Here is a 17260-nt window from a genome sequence, read left to right as displayed (position 1 = left end):
TTTTTGCGGAAGTAGTTCAGTGGTAGAATACAACCTTGCCAAGGTTGGGGTCGCGGGTTCGAATCCCGTCTTCCGCTTAATTAATAAGGGGCCTTAGCTCAGCTGGGAGAGCGCCTGCCTTGCACGCAGGAGGTCAGCGGTTCGATCCCGCTAGGCTCCATCTAAATAAAAAAGCTTACATCATATGATGTAAGCTTTTTTTGTGTTTAAAAAGACAACTTTTATACTTGTCGTTTAAAATGAAGAAAACGTAAAAATAAGGGATGGGGAGATAATTGTGAAAGTTGTTATTGCATCTGATTCATATAAAGAAAGCCTAAAAGCTATAGAAGTATGTGGAGCTATTGAAAGAGGTTTTAGAGCAATTTTTCCTAATGCAGAGTATGTGAAAATACCAATTGGAGATGGAGGAGAAGGGACGGTTGAATCACTTGTTGATGCTACAGGGGGGAGAATTATATCAATTAGTGTGACAGGACCGCTTAGAGAAGGTATACAAGCTTTTTATGGCATTTCTAAAGATAAAAAGACAGCGTTTATTGAAATGGCAGCAGCATCAGGATTACAGCACGTTCCAGTTGAAAAGCGCAACCCACTTATTACAACGACAAAAGGAACAGGAGAACTTATATTACATGCGCTAGATCAAGGAGTGGAGTACATAATTTTAGGACTTGGAGGAAGTGCTACAAATGATGGTGGGGCAGGTATGTTAGCAGCTTTAGGAGTAAGATTTATAAATGACAAGGGTGAAGTAATAGATCCATCTGGAGGCACATTACATTCGATTGTTGCTATTGATTTTTCACAAATGGACCCCCGCTTAAAGGGGGTAAAGATAGAAGCGGCATGTGATGTGGATAATCCATTAGTCGGAATGCAGGGAGCATCTTTCATATTTGGGAGACAAAAGGGTGCAAATGTAGAGATGATGAAAGAGCTAGATGAGAATTTACAACATTATGCGAATATGCTTAAACGATATGTATCTTTTGATGTATCTGAAATACCTGGTGCAGGGGCAGCGGGAGGAATGGGAGCGGCTGTTATTTCAGTGTTAAAGGGAGACTTGCGGAGGGGCATTGAAATTGTATTAGATTATACAAATTTCGATAAACATATAGAAGATGCAAATCTCATTATAACTGGTGAAGGTAGAATAGATAAACAAACTGCATATGGAAAGGCTCCTGTGGGTGTTGCGGGGCGTGCAAAACGTTTTTCTGTGCCTGTAATTGCTATTGGAGGGTCTGTATCATCTGATTATTCAGCTGTGTACGAGAAAGGAATAGATGCGGTATTTAGTATTACAACGAGACCGATGACACTAGAAGAAGCATATAAAGTAGCAGAAGAAAATATTGAAATGACAACAAAAAATATTGCAATAGTATGGAAAATAGCATCAGAAAAACACTTCTAAATGTAGGAGTGTTTTATTATTATTATTTAATAATAGTGATTGCGATTGTTTCATTAAGTTAACTTTATACATAGAATAGTCTTGAAATTTGGTTTTCAGTATGAATATAAGTGAATAAATTGTATATCCATACAGAAAAATGTCGAGTTGAGTCAGACTATATAAAAGATTTAAAATATTTAGTGAAGGCATAAAAGGGGGATACTATCTATGAAAAAAGAAATCTCAGTTATTGGAGTTCCAATGGATTTAGGACAGATGCGTCGTGGAGTTGATATGGGACCGAGCGCGATCCGTTATGCAGGAGTAATTGAAAGAATTGAAGAAATTGGATATGACGTTAAAGATATGGGAGATATATGTATAGAGAGAGAAAAAGAGATAGATGAAAATACAAAATTAAGAAACCTTACACAAGTTGCAACTGTATGTAATGAATTAGCAAGTAAGGTGGATCATATTATAGAAGAAGGTCGTTTTCCACTTGTATTAGGTGGTGACCATAGTATTGCTATCGGTACATTAGCTGGTGTAGCAAAACATTATAAAAACTTAGGCGTTATTTGGTATGATGCACACGGTGATTTAAATACAGAGGAAACTTCACCATCTGGAAATATTCATGGTATGTCACTTGCAGCAAGTTTAGGTTATGGACATTCTTCACTTGTAGATTTATACGGAGCATATCCAAAGGTGAAAAAAGAGAATGTCGTAATTATCGGTGCGCGTGCATTAGATGAAGGAGAAAAAGATTTCATTCGCAATGAAGGTATTAAAGTGTTCTCAATGCATGAAATTGATCGTATGGGGATGACGGCTGTTATGGAAGAAACAATCGCATATTTATCTCATACTGATGGTGTACACTTATCATTAGATTTAGACGGTCTTGATCCTCATGATGCACCAGGTGTTGGAACGCCTGTAATTGGCGGTCTATCTTATCGTGAAAGTCATTTGGCGATGGAAATGTTAGCAGAAGCTGATATTATCACATCTGCTGAATTTGTTGAGGTAAATACGATTTTAGATGAGAGAAATAGAACGGCAACAACAGCAGTTGCTTTAATGGGTTCTTTATTCGGTGAAAAACTAAAATAAATGTAAGAAAAGCAACTGAGAAGTTGCTTTTTTTATTTGAAAATAGGCGTATAATAATGATTTATATTATACTGTACAATAAAAATGTTTGACATCTTACCAATTTGAGCTAAAGGGGGTTGTTTGTAATTGTCGTTTGTTTCATGTATGGTATAATTAACTAGTTGTTGGAAATACATACAGATAGAGCATAAAACAATATTTCAATATATGGATAGAATTGCTCGTAAGTAGGAGGAAGGGATAGCATGCCTTTTGAAGATACGACCATTTTGAAATATCTTAGTACGGCATTAGATATTGCCATTGTATGGTTTATTATATATAAGCTAATTCTTATAATCCGAGGGACAAAAGCTGTTCAACTTTTAAAAGGGATTACAGTTATTATCGTCGTTAAGATGATCAGTATTTTCCTTGAATTGCGTACGCTATCTTGGCTAACTGAACAAGTATTAACGTGGGGATTTTTAGCCGTTATTATTATCTTTCAGCCAGAATTGCGAAGAGCACTTGAGCAGCTAGGGCGCGGAAGTTTATTTTCGCGTGTTGGAACGCATGAGGATGATGAACCTGAAATGGTTGCAACAGCGATAGCAAAAGCAACCGAATATATGGGGAAACGTAGAATTGGTGCATTAATTACTTTGTCAAAAGAGACCGGTATGGGTGATTATGTGGAAACGGGTATTCCGCTGAATGCAAACGTATCATCGGAATTACTTATTAATATTTTTATTCCAAATACACCTCTTCATGACGGAGCGGTAATTATGCAAGGAAGTACAATTAAAGCAGCAGCATGCTATCTTCCATTATCAGAAAGTCCGTTTATTTCTAAAGAATTAGGAACTAGACATCGTGCTGCAATGGGAGTTAGTGAAGTTACTGATAGTATTACAGTAGTTGTGTCTGAAGAAACTGGTCAAATTTCTTTAACGAAAAATGGTAAGTTGCATCGTGATTTGAAGACAGAACAGCTGAAGGATATGTTATTAGCTGAATTTAGTGGAAACGAAAAAACGACTTCTTCGTCTTTATGGAATTGGAGGAGAAAGCGTCATGGATAAGTTAATGGAGAATCATTGGTTTTTAAAAGGGATCTCATTACTATTGGCGTGTATGCTTTTTATGTCAGCGACGTTAACTGAAAAAAATACGACATCAGGTATATTACCTTTTGCAAATGATACGAAAGAAACATTAACTAATTATGCTATTAATCTTAAGTATGATGAGGAGAAATATATTGTAAGTGGTATTCCGGCAGAGGGCGTTAAAGTAAAATTAGAAGGCCCAAAAGCATCAGTTGCTACAGCAAAAGCAAAAAAACAATTTGACATACCGGTTGATTTGCGAGATAGTCCAAAAGGAACTTATGAGATTTCTTTAAAAACGAACGGGCTTCCAGATGATGTGAAAGGAACAGTTCAGCCATCAACAATTAAAGTTACTCTTCATGAAAAGGCGAGAAAATATGTTCATGTAGATCTGAAATTATCAAATGAGGATCAGATGCCAGCGGGGGCTACTCTAGAAAAATCAAGCCTTAAACCGGATACTGTTGAGGTAGTTGGGACGAAAGAAGAAATTGAAAGCATTTCATCTGCCAAAGCGTATGTTGATTTAAAAGGTGTTAATAAAACTGTTACAAAAACGCCCGAAGTTACATTATACAATAAAGAAGGAAAACGTTTAAATGTAAGAACAAGTCCATCTAAGATTAGTGTAACGTTGAATGTGGCAACGCAAAATACAGCCAATAATACTGAAAAAACTGTTCCTGTAACGTATACGAAGAAGGGGAGTTTAGCAGAAGGATTGGCGGTTACAAATATCAGTGTTGAACCGAGAGAAGTAACGATAGCTGGTCCAAAAGATATTTTGGATAATATACAATCGCTAGAGGGGGTCGAAGTAGATCTTAGTCAATTGACAGAGTCTACAACATTCGATGCCTCTGTTTTATTACCCAAGGGTGTAACAAGTGCCAAACCGAATCAAGTGAAGGTTTCGGTGGGAGTGCAAAAAACAAAACAAACGAAAACAAAAACGATTGATGGTATCCCAATCCAGAAAAATGGACTTTCTAAAGATGTTACTGCTCAGCTACTTTCGCCGCAAGATGGAAAGATAAGTGTTGATATTTCAGGAGAAGCAAGTATAGTAGATAAAATAACAGCTGCTCAAATAACAGCGGTAATTAATCTGCAAAATGTATCTCCAGGAACGAAAGATATTTCAATTCAAGTGAGTGGTCCTGGTAATATTTCAATAGAGCCAAAACAAAAAAGTGCTAAAGTTACTATTGTGAAGAAAGAAAAACCAGATAAAGAAGTACAGGGTAACGGTCAACAACCGGATTCAAACACCGATCAAGAAAATCAAAATGAGAAACCAAAAAATCCTGAACCTGATTCAGAAAAAGAACAGGAAAAGAATCAAAACCAAAATCAAAATCAAGATAAAGATAAAGAAACGAGTCAAGAACCAACAGTAGATAATCACAATCAAAAAGAGCAAGAAAAAGGAGCGAATCATAATGGGTAAATATTTTGGTACAGATGGAGTACGCGGAGTTGCAAATAAGGAGTTAACACCTGAATTAGCTTTCAAAATTGGACGTTTTGGTGGTTATGTATTAACAAAAGATACAGATCGTCCAAAAGTAATTATTGGTCGTGATACACGTGTATCTGGCCATATGTTAGAAGGAGCTTTAGTAGCAGGGCTATTATCAACTGGAGCAGAAGTAATGCGCCTTGGCGTTATTTCTACACCGGGCGTTGCTTATTTAACAAAAGCACTAGACGCACAAGCGGGTGTTATGATTTCTGCATCTCATAATCCAGTACAAGATAACGGTATTAAATTCTTTGGTTCAGACGGCTTTAAATTAACAGATGAGCAAGAAGCTGAGATTGAAGCTTTATTAGACAAAGAAGTTGATGAACTACCACGTCCGACAGGTACTAATCTTGGACAAGTGAGTGATTACTTTGAAGGTGGACAAAAATATTTACAGTACATTAAACAAACTGTTGAAGAAGATTTCTCTGGCCTACATATCGCTTTAGATTGTGCACATGGTGCAACTTCTTCTCTTGCTCCATACTTATTTGCAGACCTAGAAGCTGATATTTCAACGATGGGAACTTCTCCAAATGGTATGAATATTAATGAGGGTGTAGGATCTACACATCCAGAAGGCTTAGCTGAATTGGTAAAAGAAAAAGGTGCGGATATCGGACTTGCTTTTGATGGCGATGGCGACCGTTTAATTGCTGTAGACGAAAAAGGAAACATCGTTGACGGTGATCAAATTATGTTCATTTGTGCGAAGTACATGAAAGAAACTGGTCAATTAAAACATAATACAGTTGTTTCAACTGTTATGAGTAACTTAGGTTTCTACAAAGCACTTGAAGCAAATAATATTACAAGTGATAAAACAGCAGTTGGTGACCGCTACGTAATGGAAGAAATGAAGCGCGGAGGTTACAACCTAGGTGGAGAACAATCAGGCCATATTATCTTACTTGATTACATTACAACTGGTGATGGAATGTTAAGTGCACTTCAACTTGTAAACATCATGAAAATGACGAAAAAGCCATTATCTGAGCTTGCAGGGGAAATGACGAAATTCCCACAATTGCTAGTAAACGTTCGTGTAACAGATAAAAAATTAGCATTAGAAAATGAAAAAATTAAAGAAATTATTCGTGTTGTAGAGGAAGAAATGAACGGTGATGGCCGTATTCTTGTTCGCCCATCTGGAACAGAGCCACTTATTCGTGTAATGGCAGAAGCACCAACACAAGAAGTTTGTGATGCATATGTACATCGCATTGTAGAAGTTGTGAAAGCCGAAGTTGGCGCTGAATAATTAGCTGAATTTATATGAAAAAGGAGCACAAAAAGTGCTCCTTTTTCATATGTTTTATAGACGATGAAAAAAATTTCATTGACGGTTTATCCATGTTTGTTATAAGATGGTCTTGTTCTTTTTCTCAAAGGAAATATTGTAAATTATAAAAGCGCCAGAACTACAAATAGTGTAGTTGACGAGGTGGGGTTTATCGAGATTTCGGCGGATGACTCCCGGTTGTTCATCACAACCGCAAGCTTTTACTTAAATCATTAAGGTGACTTAGTGGACAAAGGTGAAAGTGTGATGAGAGAAGAGGAACGGATGAAAACTAGCTGTATAAGTATATACGGACTTAAACCCAATCGAGAGGAAGGTGAAAGCCGTTACAAGCTTACAGGGCTAGCAATATGTAATCCGTTTTTTAGTATAAATAAAAATGGTATCGGACTATGTCGTTACATGTTCGCAGAGCAGTGTAAGCATTTGTAACGGCGACTAAACATGTGTGGAATCGTAGGATTTATTGGAGAGCAAGATGCAAAGGAAATTTTATTAAAAGGTTTAGAAAAGCTAGAATATCGTGGATATGATTCAGCAGGTATTGCAGTACAAGCAGAGAACGGTGTTGTTGTATACAAAGAAAAAGGCCGTATCGCAAAACTTCGTGAAATCGTAGATGAGAACGTAGCAGCAAGCGTAGGTATCGGACACACACGCTGGGCTACACACGGTGTTCCAAGTAAAGTAAACGCGCATCCGCATCAAAGTACATCAAAACGCTTTACATTAGTTCATAACGGTGTAATTGAAAACTATGAATTAGTGAAAAAGGAATATTTACAAGATGTAACGTTCGTAAGTGAAACAGATACAGAGGTTATCGTACAGCTTATGGAACAACAAGTGAGCACAGGATTAAGTGTAGAAGAAGCGTTCCGTAATACGCTATCTCTTTTACATGGCTCTTATGCAATCGGATTACTTGATGCTGAAAATCCAAACATGATTTATGTTGCTAAAAACAAAAGCCCGCTATTAGTAGGTGTTGGTGACAACTTTAATGTTGTGGCAAGCGACGCTATGGCGATGTTACAAGTTACAGATCAATTCATTGAGTTAATGGATAAAGAAATCGTAATCGTAACGAAAGAAAGTATTACAATTAAAAACTTACAAGGTGAAACGATTGAACGTGCACCGTTTACAGCGGAATTAGACGCAAGTGATATTGAAAAGGGAACATATCCTCATTTCATGCTTAAAGAAATCGATGAGCAACCACTTGTAATCCGTAATATAATTCAAAAGTATCAAGATGAAAATGGCGAAATTGAATTAAATCAAGACATCCGCAATGCGATTTTAGATAGCGATCGCATTTACATCATTGCATGTGGAACGAGTTATCATGCAGGTCTTGTTGGAAAACAATTTATCGAGAAGTTTGCAAAAATGCCAGTTGAAGTACACGTGGCAAGTGAATTCTCTTACAACATGCCATTATTAACAGAAAGACCATTCTTCATTTACATTTCACAAAGTGGTGAAACAGCTGATAGCCGTGCAGTACTTGTACAAACAAATGAAATGGGGCATAAAGCATTAACAATTACAAACGTGCCTGGTTCTACGCTTTCTCGTGAAGCTGATTATACACTTCCGTTATACGCTGGGCCAGAAATTGCAGTTGCATCAACGAAAGCTTACACAGCACAGCTTGCAGTACTTTCAATTTTAGCGGCTGATATTGCTAAAGCAAAAGGTGAAGTTCTTGATTTCGATTTAACACACGAACTAGGACTTGTAGCAAATGCAATGATAGAACTTTGTGATCAAAAAGAAGAAATGGACGCATTAGCAAAACAATTTTTAGCAACAACGCGTAACTGTTTCTTCATCGGCCGTAGCGTAGACTTCTACGTAGGATTAGAAGGTGCGTTAAAACTAAAAGAAATCTCTTACATCCAAGCAGAAGGATTCGCTGGAGGAGAGTTAAAACACGGTACAATCGCTTTAATTGAAAATGGTACACCAGTTATCGCACTTGCTACACAAGAGCACGTAAACCTTGGAATTCGTGGTAACGTGAAAGAAGTAGTAGCACGCGGGGCTAACCCATGTATCATCTCAATGAAAGGCTTAGAAATGGAAGGTGACAGCTTCGTATTACCAGCTGTACACGAAGCGCTAGCACCGCTAGTAGCAGTTATTCCATTACAACTTATCTCATACTACGCAGCACTTCACCGCGAGTGTGACGTTGATAAGCCACGTAACTTAGCTAAGTCTGTTACTGTTGAGTAGGAGATTGGTAGGTTAATAAATATAGTTATAGCTTTAAAATAAATTTACAAATTTGCACCCCTTTAGATATTTTATCTAAAGGGGTATTTTTGTGTCGAAAAAGAACATCTAAAATTGATAAGCGGAAAGAGCCCTATAGATTAAAGTTTTACTTTATCGGATTCACTTTTATTTATCTGAATTTTCCGTTACTATTTTAAGTATCCGTGAACAATTTCCTTTATTACGACAAGAAGAGACGGTAGATTCATGGACATTACAAGGGGGCTTATTATATGAAAGTGAAAGCAAAAACATATTTAAGTATAGAAGAGATTATTTCATTACCAACCGTATCAAGTACAAACATAAGTGATGATGGTAAAAACGTAGCATTTGTTAAGAAGACGGCTGATTGGAAAGACAATACATATAGGAATCATGTATGGATATATGAAAAAGATAAGAAGCAGAGTTACCCATTATCAAATGGTGATATAGATAGTACACACCCATTATGGTCTCCAGATGCTAGGTGTATCGCATATCTTAGTCCAGTTGGTGATGGGGAAAATCAGATATTTGTTAAGTCACTAGATGATTATAGAGAGGTTCAAATTACTGATAAGAAAGAAGGAGTCAGTACATTCAAATGGGGTCCTACTGGCAAGGGTCTTTATTATGTTACGCAGTCAAAAGAATGTGAAGAGATAAAGAAACGTAAGGACCTATATGGAGATTTTCAACATATAGGTAAGGAACACCAGAATAATTGTTTATATTACATTGAAATAGAAAAGGTGATACAAAGTGATACAGATGAACACGAGAACAGAGTTGTTTATCAATTAACGGATGGTAAGGATTTTCATATCCATGAATTTGATATTTCAAATGATGGTAAAAAGGTTGTATTTATGGCGGCACCAAGCTCAAATATGGCAGATTATATAAATGGAGATCTATACATACTCCATATTAAAGCTGGAGAGCTACAAAAGCTGAATGTGGATAAGTTGTTGGGAGGGAGTGTTTGCTTTTCTCCTGACGGCAGTAAAATATGTTACACAGCAAGCATAAGAGAGAAGGATTACTATAGAAACCATATACAAGATAGTACGTTAGAGATATATGATATGAATACTGGAGAGGTAATTCAGCCTCTAACAAACTTTGATAGTACAGTTATGCCATTACAGTGGACAGCTAAAGGAATTTTAATTAGATGGCAGGATAAAACGAATTATCGTATTGGATTACTAGCTGAAGATGGTACTGTGGAAGCATTAAGCGACAAGATAGATGGCTTTATAATGGATGCCTCTATAACAAAGGATGGAAATCATATAACCTATAATAAGGCTATAACAAATGAAACCTTTGAAATCTATTTAGACGATAAAAAAATAACGGATGAAAATAGCTTTTTCAAAGGGAAACTTAAAAGTAACAGGGAAATCATCTCATGGAAAAGTAGTGATGGTCTTGAAATAGAAGGTGTTTTATCAACGCCAGTAGAGTTTGACACTAATAAAAAATATCCTTTATTAGTAGTAATTCACGGCGGTCCGGCTTGGGCATCTTTTCCGATATTTTCAGACTGTTTCAATGAGAAATATCCGATTGAACAGTTTGTTGAAAAAGGCTTTATCGTTTTAGAACCAAATTACAGAGGAAGTTCAGGTTATGGTAATGAATTTTTAAAAGCTAACTATAGAAAACAGGGGATTGCTGACTACGACGATGTTATATCAGGAGTTGATAAACTAGTTGATCAAGGGATAGTAGATAAAGATAGAGTAGGAGTTATGGGATGGAGCAATGGTGGATATGTATCAGCTTTTTGTTCTACATTTAGTAGCAGGTTTAAAGCTATTTCAGTTGGCGGTGGAATAACTAACTGGAGTACCCATTATGTAAATACAGATATACCTTACTTTATTAGAATGTATTTAGGAAATACTCCATGGAATGATCCAGATATATATACGAAGACATCACCTATGACGTATATTAAATCAGCTTGTACGCCTACCTTAATTCAACATGGGGAAAAGGATGCAAGAATTCCGATTACAAATGCATATGATCTATATCAAGGATTAATGGATATGGAAGTTGATACAGAATTAATTATATTTAAAGGAATGGCATATAGTTCTGACCAACCAGGAGTTCATGTGGCTATTATGAAGCAGAACTTGATGTGGTTTTCACACTATATGCTTGAAGAGAGTATGGAGGGTTTTAGGACTTTGTAATAGATGTTTGTACAAGACATATGATTGAAACGGTCTTCATATTGAGATGATTTATTATAAAATATATACTTAAACTACTATCAGTACATACATCAGGGAGGACTAATATGACAGGAAATAAAAATGACTTACTAGTAGAAAAACGTGAAGAGTTATTGAAAGTATTGCAAGCTCGTTTTGAGAAAAACATGAACCGCCATGAAGGTCTTGAATGGGCTAAAGTTGAAGCGAAGCTGACTACTAATAATGAAAAATTGTGGTCACTTAACGAAATGGAAGTAACTGGTGGTGAGCCGGATGTTATTGGTTATGATGAAGAAAAGGACGAATATACTTTCTATGATTGTTCAAAGGAGAGTCCTAAAGGCCGCAGAAGTCTTTGTTATGATCTTGAAGCGTTAGAATCAAGAAAAAAGCATAAACCAGAAAATAACGCTATTGATGTGGCGGCCGCTATGGGTATTGAGTTATTAACGGAAGAACAATATCGAGAGTTACAACAACTTGGAGATTTTGATATGAAATCATCGAGTTGGGTACAAACACCTTCAGATATTAGAGAGCTTGGTGGAGCTCTATTTTGCGATTATCGCTTTGGACATGTTTTCGTGTACCACAATGGAGCAGACTCTTACTATGCTGCCAGAGGTTTTCGTGGTTCATTAAAAGTTTAAATTAGGATAAATAAGAAAAAGAGCCTATATTCAGGCTCTTTTTCTTATTTATATTTTAAAAGTAAATTGTTACTACGCAGTTTTACTTAATTTATATGTTCTGTGGTTGTTTTTACGGAAAAGTTTAGGGGAAACATAGCCATCTAATCCAATACGTCCAGCGTTCTGCCCTGCAACTAAAATGAACATAGTCAAAATAAGCAGGTTTGGGTTTACACTAACAGTTCCGCTTAATAAAAATGAAAGATTCATTATGATTCCGAAAAATGCAGCTGTTTTTGTTAATCCGCCTAAAATCAAACCTAGACCTACTAAAATTTCTCCCCATTGAACTAAAAAGCTAAATAGGTCTGCGTTTGGAAGGACAAAATGTTGAAGGAAATCTGCCCACCAACTTTGTACTGCAGGGTGGTCCCCTGATGCTTGAGCAATAGCACCCTTTAGAAAGCCACTTGCGTCAAAAGATTGTCCGAAGACTTTGCCTATCCCAGCAGCGAACCATGTATATCCTATGTAAAGTCGTAAAAGTAATAATATGAAAGTAGCACGTTTATCAGTTCTTAAAAAATTGATAACCATTGAAATCCCTCCAATATTGTATTTACACGTTTATTATATATCCAATGTGAAAAGATTCACAATGGAGAGAATGTGAACAAGGATAGGTTGTGAATAATTGTTTTATTTTTTGTAACATTTTATCTGCTTTGATAAACTAAGAATAGAGATATATGTAAAGGAGACAAAGACTCAATATGTGGATGAACTTGTAATGATTAGAAACTACTAGATAGATAAATTTTGCTCTCATAAGCGAGGGTTTATTTAGTTATCTGTAAATCATTCAAGGAATGCATATTTGGCTTGTACATCCCTTTTATAAGGATAGGTGCCTATTTTATGTATCTGTCTTTTTTGTGGGAAAGTTTATATCTCTTATATAAAATATGCGTCCTTTAAACTTGGAGGAGTATATGATGAACCAATTAAAAAATAAAGTAGCAGTTATTACAGGGGTAAGTCGTCTAGATGGTATAGGGGCAGCGATTTGTAAAGAATTAGCAGAATCAGGATACGATATATTTTTTACGTATTGGACAGCTTACGATAAAGAGATGCCTTGGGGCGTTGATAAAAATGAACAAATACAATTAAAAGAAGAGTTACTAAAAAACGGTGTTAAAGTATCAAGTATGGAGTTAGATTTAACTCAGAATGATGCACCAAAAGAGCTTATAAATAAAGTTACTGAACAATTAGGGTACCCTCATATATTAATTAATAATGCAGCATATTCTACGAATAATGATTTCTCTACGTTGACTGCTGAAGAATTAGATAAGCATTATATGGTAAATGTTCGTGCGACTACATTGCTCAGTAGTCAATTTTCCCGGGGATTTGATAAGAAATCTGGTGGTAGAATTGTTAATATTACTTCGGGGCAATTTCAAGGTCCTATGGCAGGAGAACTAGCTTATGCGACAACGAAGGGAGCTATTGATGCTCTTACTAGTACGTTGTCAGCAGAGGTAGCTCATTTAGGAATAACAGTGAATGCAATTAATCCAGGACCAACCGATACAGGATGGATGACTGAAGAGATAAAACAAGGGTTAAAGCCGATGTTTCCTTTTGGCAGAATTGGTGAGCCAAGGGATGCAGCTAGACTCATTAAATTTTTAGTAAGTGAAGAGGCCGAGTGGATTACTGGGCAAGTTATTCATTCAGAAGGTGGATTTAAAAGATAAAAAAGAAGGCATCTCACCAGGGTGAGATGCCTTCTTTTTTAATCTTTCTTCAATCTTCGTGCAACACCATTCCCTAAAGACTGTAATCCTTGAACGAGGATAATTAAAATAAAGACGGTTGCATACATTACTTCAGGCTCGTAGCGTAAATGTCCGAAGCGGTATGCTAAATCCCCTAGCCCGCCAGCACCTACAAGGCCAGCCATTGCTGTTGCGCCGATTAAGCCGATCGTTGCGATTGTTAATCCGAGTACAAGGGAGGGACGTGCTTCTTTCACCATAACGTGCCAAATGATTTTTATAGTAGAAACGCCCATCGCTTGGTAGGCTTCAATGACACCGCGATCGACTTCTAGTAAAGCTGTCTCCATTAAACGTGCGATATAAGGGGCTGTGAAGACGACAAGCGGTACGATAACACCTTGCACGCCAATGGACGTTCCCATTAGAAACTTTGTAAAAGGTAAAATAAAGAATAATAGAATGATAAATGGAAGAGAGCGAATGATATTAATAATTGTATTAAGAATAGGATAGATGATTTTATTTTCACGCTGTCCACCAGGTCTCGTTAAAACAAGTGTGACGCCAAGTGGTAATGCAATAAGGATCGAGATGAGTAATGAGATAGATGTCATTTGAAAGGTTTGGATTGTGGCTTCCCATATGACTTTACCCCATTCATCCAAAAAGGACTTGTTTCCCATAATCTGTTCTACCTCCTTCTACGATGATTCCTTGCTCTTGTAAAAATGATAAAGCACGGTGGATTTCATTTTGTTCCCCTTGCATATGAACGACTAGTTTCCCATATGCTTCATGTTTTAACTGCGTAATATTACCGGATAAAATATTCGGATACACTTGGAAACGTTTTGTGGCAACGGCTAAGGCAGGTTCCCCTGAAGTAGTGCCAATAAATGAAAGTGTTACAATTTCTCCAGTACTTTGTAGTTCTTTCTGTACCTCTTTTGGAATTTTCGCTGCAAATGCGCTATTTACAAATTTCTTCGTGGTTACATGTTGTGGGTTTGTGAAAATATCTTTTACAGTCCCACTTTCGACTACAGATCCATGTTCCATAACAGCAACGCGGTCACATATACGCTGGATGACATTCATTTCATGTGTAATGAGTAAAATCGTAATTCCGATTTCTTCGTTAATCTTTAATAACAAATCAAGGATAGAATCGGTTGTTTCGGGATCTAATGCGCTCGTTGCTTCATCACTTAATAACACTTCAGGTTCATGTGATAGCGCACGAGCAATTGCAACACGCTGTTTTTGACCACCAGAAAGTTCGCTTGGATACGCATCTTTTCTATTAAAAAGATCGACAATGCGTAAATACTTTTCTACTCTTTTTTCAATTTCTGCTTTTGGAATGCCAGCAAGCCGTAACGGTAATGCGATATTTTCATAAACGGTAACAGTTTTAAGTAAATTGAATCCTTGGAAGATCATTCCGATTTTTTGTCTCGATTTTGCTAGTTCTTTTGTCGATAACGTTGTTAAGTCTTGTTCGTTTACAATGATATTTCCTGTCGTTGGTTTTTCTAATAAATTTACACATCGAATCAATGTACTTTTACCAGCGCCACTATACCCAATGATTCCAAATACCTCGCCTTTTTCTACTTTAAGGGAAGTAGACTTAAGAGCCTCAACATTCCCTTTTTTTGTTGTAAATACTTTGGATATGTTTTTTAATTCAATCATTATCGTCAGCTCCTACCAAGATGGTAAAACTGAACCATCAAATTTTTTCTCGATAAACTCTTTTACTTCTTTAGATTGATAAGCTTTCTTTAATTTGTTTACAACGGCATCATCTTTATTTTCAGTACGAACAACGACCCAGTTCACATATGGTGAATCTTTTCCTTCGCGGAAGATAGAATCTTTCGCTGGACTTAATTTTGCACCTAATGCAAAGTTTGTGTTAATTGCAGCTGCTTTCACTTCACTTAGTTGTGTTGGTAATTGAGATGCCTCTAATTCGACAATCTTTAATTTTTTTGGATTTTCAATTACATCTTTTGCAGTCGCTTTTTCTGTAGCCTTTGGATCAACTTTTAAAACCCCTGCTTTTTCAAATAATTTTAAAGCTCGAAGTTCATTCGTTGGGTCATTTGGTACAGCAATTGCGTCGCCCTCTTTTAAGTCTTTTACATCTTTTATATCTTTAGAATATACGCCCATAGGGAATGTTACTGTTGAAAATACTTCAGCTAATTTCATATTGCGTTCAGCTTTAAATACATCTAAATACGATTTCGTTTGGTAGCTATTTACATCAAGGCTTTTTTCATCTAAAGATACGTTTGGCGCTACATAATCATTAAATACTTTTATATCAATTTCGAGACCATCTTTTGCTGCAACTTCTTTTACCTTTTCAAAAATTTGTTCATGTGGTCCACCTGTTACACCGACAGTAATCTTTTTCTCGTCTAATGCTTTTACCTCTTTATCTGAACTCACGCTACATGCGCCTAATAATAATACTGCTCCGCTTACAATGCTTAATAATACCTTTTTCATCTATAAATCCCCCTTCATATACGTTCCAAAATAAAAAGCACCTCCCAAAAATAAGAGAGGTGCCGAATAGACGAAATAGATTCCTCTCTTATCTTCCAAAACGAAAACTCGTTTTGCAGGAATTAGCACCTTAGCTTATACGTCATAAGCTCGGTTGCCGGGCATCATCGGGCCAGTCCCTCCGCCACTCTTGATAAGAGTATGTGTATGTAGTTTTGAATATGGTACTAATAGTAAATCGTACAAAAAGAATTGTCAATGATATTTTCGGAATATATTTTATTTTAAGATAATCGAAACGTTCCCCTTTTTATGTCCTTTTTCTACATATATATGAGCTTCAGCAATTTCTTCTAATCGGTAAGTTCTATCAATAACAGGTTTTAGCTTTTCTGTTTCAGCTAGTTGTTTTAGTAGGTTCATATCTTCTTTACTGACCTTTGCCATCATTCCGTTCACAGATACATATTTTCCATTAGGCATTAATGCATCTGTACAAAGAGACTTTTTATATTTTCCAACTGCATCAAATATAATATCGTAGTGCTCGCCCTGCTTAGTAAAATCTTCTTTCATATAATCAATTACGTTGTCTGCCCCTAAAGCTGTTACTAATTCGAAATTCGAACTACTACAAATGGCTGTGACAGTCGCCCCGAAGTATTTAGCAAGTTGTATGGCAGCTGTCCCTACTGACCCAGAGGCGCCGTATATAAGTACTCTTTGCCCTTTTTTTATCTGTCCTTTTTTAAGGAAGTGCAATGCTGAAGTTCCGCCAAAAGGAATAACAGCAGCTTCTTCATATGTCACATTGGTAGGTTTTAATGCTATTAATCCACTTTCATGCACGCATGTGTATTCCGCATAACCACCAAGGTTTAGTTCTGTTAATGCAAAAACTTGATCTCCTTTTTTAAATTGTGTTACATCTGTTCCAATGTCTTCGATTTCACCGGATAACTCTACGCCAAGTATAGGTTTTCTCGGTTTTCTGAAACCTAATATGATCCGCATAGGAATCCAAAATAAGAGGGGGCTATTAAAGCCACGTATTCTACAATCTCCAGTCGATACACTTGTTGCGTGAATTTTAACTAATACTTCATTTTTTTTAGGTTTAGGCTTTTCTACATTTTGAAGCTGGAGAACATTAGGTGGTCCGTACTTTGTACAAATAATCGCTTTCATAATGACCTCCTGAAATGAGTTGTTATTATTTACATCATATTTAAACTTTTTCTCAAACATGTTGTTATATAGGAAATAAATTTAAAGATAAATATTACGAATTATATAGATTTAATAGGAAAAGAGATGATATTATTTTGGGGAAGGAGGGGACG

At 36.5% G+C, this 17260-nt stretch carries 15 protein-coding genes, 2 tRNA genes and 1 riboswitch; of the genes, 12 read left to right on the top strand and 5 right to left on the bottom strand.

Annotated elements, in window-relative coordinates; genetic code table 11:
- Positions 1-5: 5 nt before the first annotated feature.
- The 11 genes from HFD78_RS25665 (at position 6) to HFD78_RS25615 (ending at position 11619) form a co-directional block, all read left to right on the top strand.
- Positions 6-77, top strand: a tRNA-Gly gene (locus tag HFD78_RS25665).
- A gap of 10 nt (positions 78-87) precedes the next feature.
- A tRNA-Ala gene (locus tag HFD78_RS25660) sits at positions 88-160 on the top strand.
- A 117-nt stretch (positions 161-277) separates the two neighbouring features.
- Entirely contained in the window at positions 278-1423 is a 1146-nt protein-coding gene (locus HFD78_RS25655) for a glycerate kinase (RefSeq protein ID WP_000869581.1), read from the top strand.
- A 210-nt stretch (positions 1424-1633) separates the two neighbouring features.
- A complete protein-coding gene (rocF, locus tag HFD78_RS25650; RefSeq protein WP_000711563.1) occupies positions 1634-2527 on the top strand; it encodes an arginase in 894 nt (297 codons plus the stop codon).
- Between the two features lie 248 nt (positions 2528-2775).
- On the top strand, positions 2776-3597 hold the full coding sequence (cdaA, locus tag HFD78_RS25645) for a diadenylate cyclase CdaA (RefSeq protein WP_001115697.1): 822 nt from the start codon (positions 2776-2778) through the stop codon (positions 3595-3597).
- Positions 3590-5077 (top strand): CdaR family protein, encoded by a 1488-nt coding sequence (locus HFD78_RS25640; protein ID WP_000359598.1) that lies wholly within the window; start codon positions 3590-3592, stop codon positions 5075-5077. The genes cdaA and HFD78_RS25640 overlap by 8 nt, the downstream gene beginning before the upstream one ends.
- The gene (gene glmM, locus HFD78_RS25635) at positions 5070-6416 is read left to right on the top strand and encodes a phosphoglucosamine mutase (protein ID WP_000521476.1); all 1347 of its coding nucleotides are present in this window, start codon (positions 5070-5072) and stop codon (positions 6414-6416) included. Before HFD78_RS25640 ends, glmM begins: the two co-directional genes overlap by 8 nt.
- 288 nt (positions 6417-6704) lie before the next feature.
- A complete protein-coding gene (locus tag HFD78_RS25630; protein ID WP_001206405.1) occupies positions 6705-6890 on the top strand; it encodes a hypothetical protein in 186 nt (61 codons plus the stop codon).
- Between the two features lie 12 nt (positions 6891-6902).
- Positions 6903-8705: a glutamine--fructose-6-phosphate transaminase (isomerizing) gene (gene glmS / locus HFD78_RS25625; protein WP_000334163.1), complete on the top strand. Its 1803-nt coding sequence runs from the start codon at positions 6903-6905 to the stop codon at positions 8703-8705.
- Between the two features lie 275 nt (positions 8706-8980).
- On the top strand, positions 8981-10945 hold the full coding sequence (locus tag HFD78_RS25620; protein ID WP_000864889.1) for a S9 family peptidase: 1965 nt from the start codon (positions 8981-8983) through the stop codon (positions 10943-10945).
- 107 nt (positions 10946-11052) lie between these two features.
- Positions 11053-11619, top strand: coding sequence for a DUF4256 domain-containing protein (locus HFD78_RS25615; RefSeq protein ID WP_000147390.1), 567 nt, complete (start codon positions 11053-11055; stop codon positions 11617-11619).
- Positions 11620-11691: 72 nt separating this feature from the next.
- On the opposite strand, the gene HFD78_RS25610 is transcribed toward HFD78_RS25615, so the two are convergent.
- Positions 11692-12198, bottom strand: a complete 507-nt coding sequence (locus HFD78_RS25610; RefSeq protein ID WP_098005959.1) for a DoxX family membrane protein — start codon at positions 12196-12198, stop codon at positions 11692-11694.
- A 395-nt stretch (positions 12199-12593) separates the two neighbouring features.
- Between HFD78_RS25610 and HFD78_RS25605 the strand changes: the two genes are divergently transcribed.
- A complete protein-coding gene (locus HFD78_RS25605; protein ID WP_002098920.1) occupies positions 12594-13370 on the top strand; it encodes an SDR family oxidoreductase in 777 nt (258 codons plus the stop codon).
- A gap of 38 nt (positions 13371-13408) precedes the next feature.
- Here HFD78_RS25605 and HFD78_RS25600 read toward each other — a convergent pair whose 3' ends face one another.
- From HFD78_RS25600 to HFD78_RS25585, 4 genes are all read right to left on the bottom strand, one after another.
- Positions 13409-14077: a methionine ABC transporter permease gene (locus HFD78_RS25600; RefSeq protein ID WP_000527151.1), complete on the bottom strand. Its 669-nt coding sequence runs from the start codon at positions 14075-14077 to the stop codon at positions 13409-13411.
- Entirely contained in the window at positions 14052-15092 is a 1041-nt protein-coding gene (locus HFD78_RS25595) for a methionine ABC transporter ATP-binding protein (RefSeq protein WP_000571318.1), read from the bottom strand. The genes HFD78_RS25600 and HFD78_RS25595 overlap by 26 nt, the downstream gene beginning before the upstream one ends.
- A gap of 12 nt (positions 15093-15104) precedes the next feature.
- Positions 15105-15917: a MetQ/NlpA family ABC transporter substrate-binding protein gene (locus HFD78_RS25590; protein WP_000756992.1), complete on the bottom strand. Its 813-nt coding sequence runs from the start codon at positions 15915-15917 to the stop codon at positions 15105-15107.
- A gap of 85 nt (positions 15918-16002) precedes the next feature.
- A riboswitch (SAM riboswitch) is annotated at positions 16003-16117 on the bottom strand.
- A 79-nt stretch (positions 16118-16196) separates the two neighbouring features.
- A complete protein-coding gene (locus tag HFD78_RS25585) occupies positions 16197-17105 on the bottom strand; it encodes an NAD(P)-dependent alcohol dehydrogenase (RefSeq protein WP_098005958.1) in 909 nt (302 codons plus the stop codon).
- Between the last annotated feature and the right edge of the window lie 155 nt (positions 17106-17260).

The organism is Bacillus sp. EKM501B, from assembly GCF_011800505.1.
In the GTDB taxonomy this organism is placed as follows: Bacteria; Bacillota; Bacilli; order Bacillales; family Bacillaceae_G; genus Bacillus_A; species Bacillus_A cereus.
This window is presented reverse-complemented; position numbering and strand designations above follow the sequence as displayed.

Coding starts and splice junctions, on each gene's coding strand:
- HFD78_RS25610 (WP_098005959.1), bottom strand. CDS start 12,198: ATGGTTATCAATTTTTTAAGAACTGATAAACGTGCTACTTTCATATTA.
- HFD78_RS25585 (WP_098005958.1), bottom strand. CDS start 17,105: ATGAAAGCGATTATTTGTACAAAGTACGGACCACCTAATGTTCTCCAG.
- HFD78_RS25615 (WP_000147390.1), top strand. CDS start 11,053: ATGACAGGAAATAAAAATGACTTACTAGTAGAAAAACGTGAAGAGTTA.
- HFD78_RS25630 (WP_001206405.1), top strand. CDS start 6,705: ATGAGAGAAGAGGAACGGATGAAAACTAGCTGTATAAGTATATACGGA.
- HFD78_RS25590 (WP_000756992.1), bottom strand. CDS start 15,917: ATGAAAAAGGTATTATTAAGCATTGTAAGCGGAGCAGTATTATTATTA.
- HFD78_RS25605 (WP_002098920.1), top strand. CDS start 12,594: ATGATGAACCAATTAAAAAATAAAGTAGCAGTTATTACAGGGGTAAGT.
- cdaA (WP_001115697.1), top strand. CDS start 2,776: ATGCCTTTTGAAGATACGACCATTTTGAAATATCTTAGTACGGCATTA.
- glmM (WP_000521476.1), top strand. CDS start 5,070: ATGGGTAAATATTTTGGTACAGATGGAGTACGCGGAGTTGCAAATAAG.
- HFD78_RS25640 (WP_000359598.1), top strand. CDS start 3,590: ATGGATAAGTTAATGGAGAATCATTGGTTTTTAAAAGGGATCTCATTA.
- glmS (WP_000334163.1), top strand. CDS start 6,903: ATGTGTGGAATCGTAGGATTTATTGGAGAGCAAGATGCAAAGGAAATT.
- HFD78_RS25600 (WP_000527151.1), bottom strand. CDS start 14,077: ATGGGAAACAAGTCCTTTTTGGATGAATGGGGTAAAGTCATATGGGAA.
- HFD78_RS25620 (WP_000864889.1), top strand. CDS start 8,981: ATGAAAGTGAAAGCAAAAACATATTTAAGTATAGAAGAGATTATTTCA.
- HFD78_RS25595 (WP_000571318.1), bottom strand. CDS start 15,092: ATGATTGAATTAAAAAACATATCCAAAGTATTTACAACAAAAAAAGGG.
- rocF (WP_000711563.1), top strand. CDS start 1,634: ATGAAAAAAGAAATCTCAGTTATTGGAGTTCCAATGGATTTAGGACAG.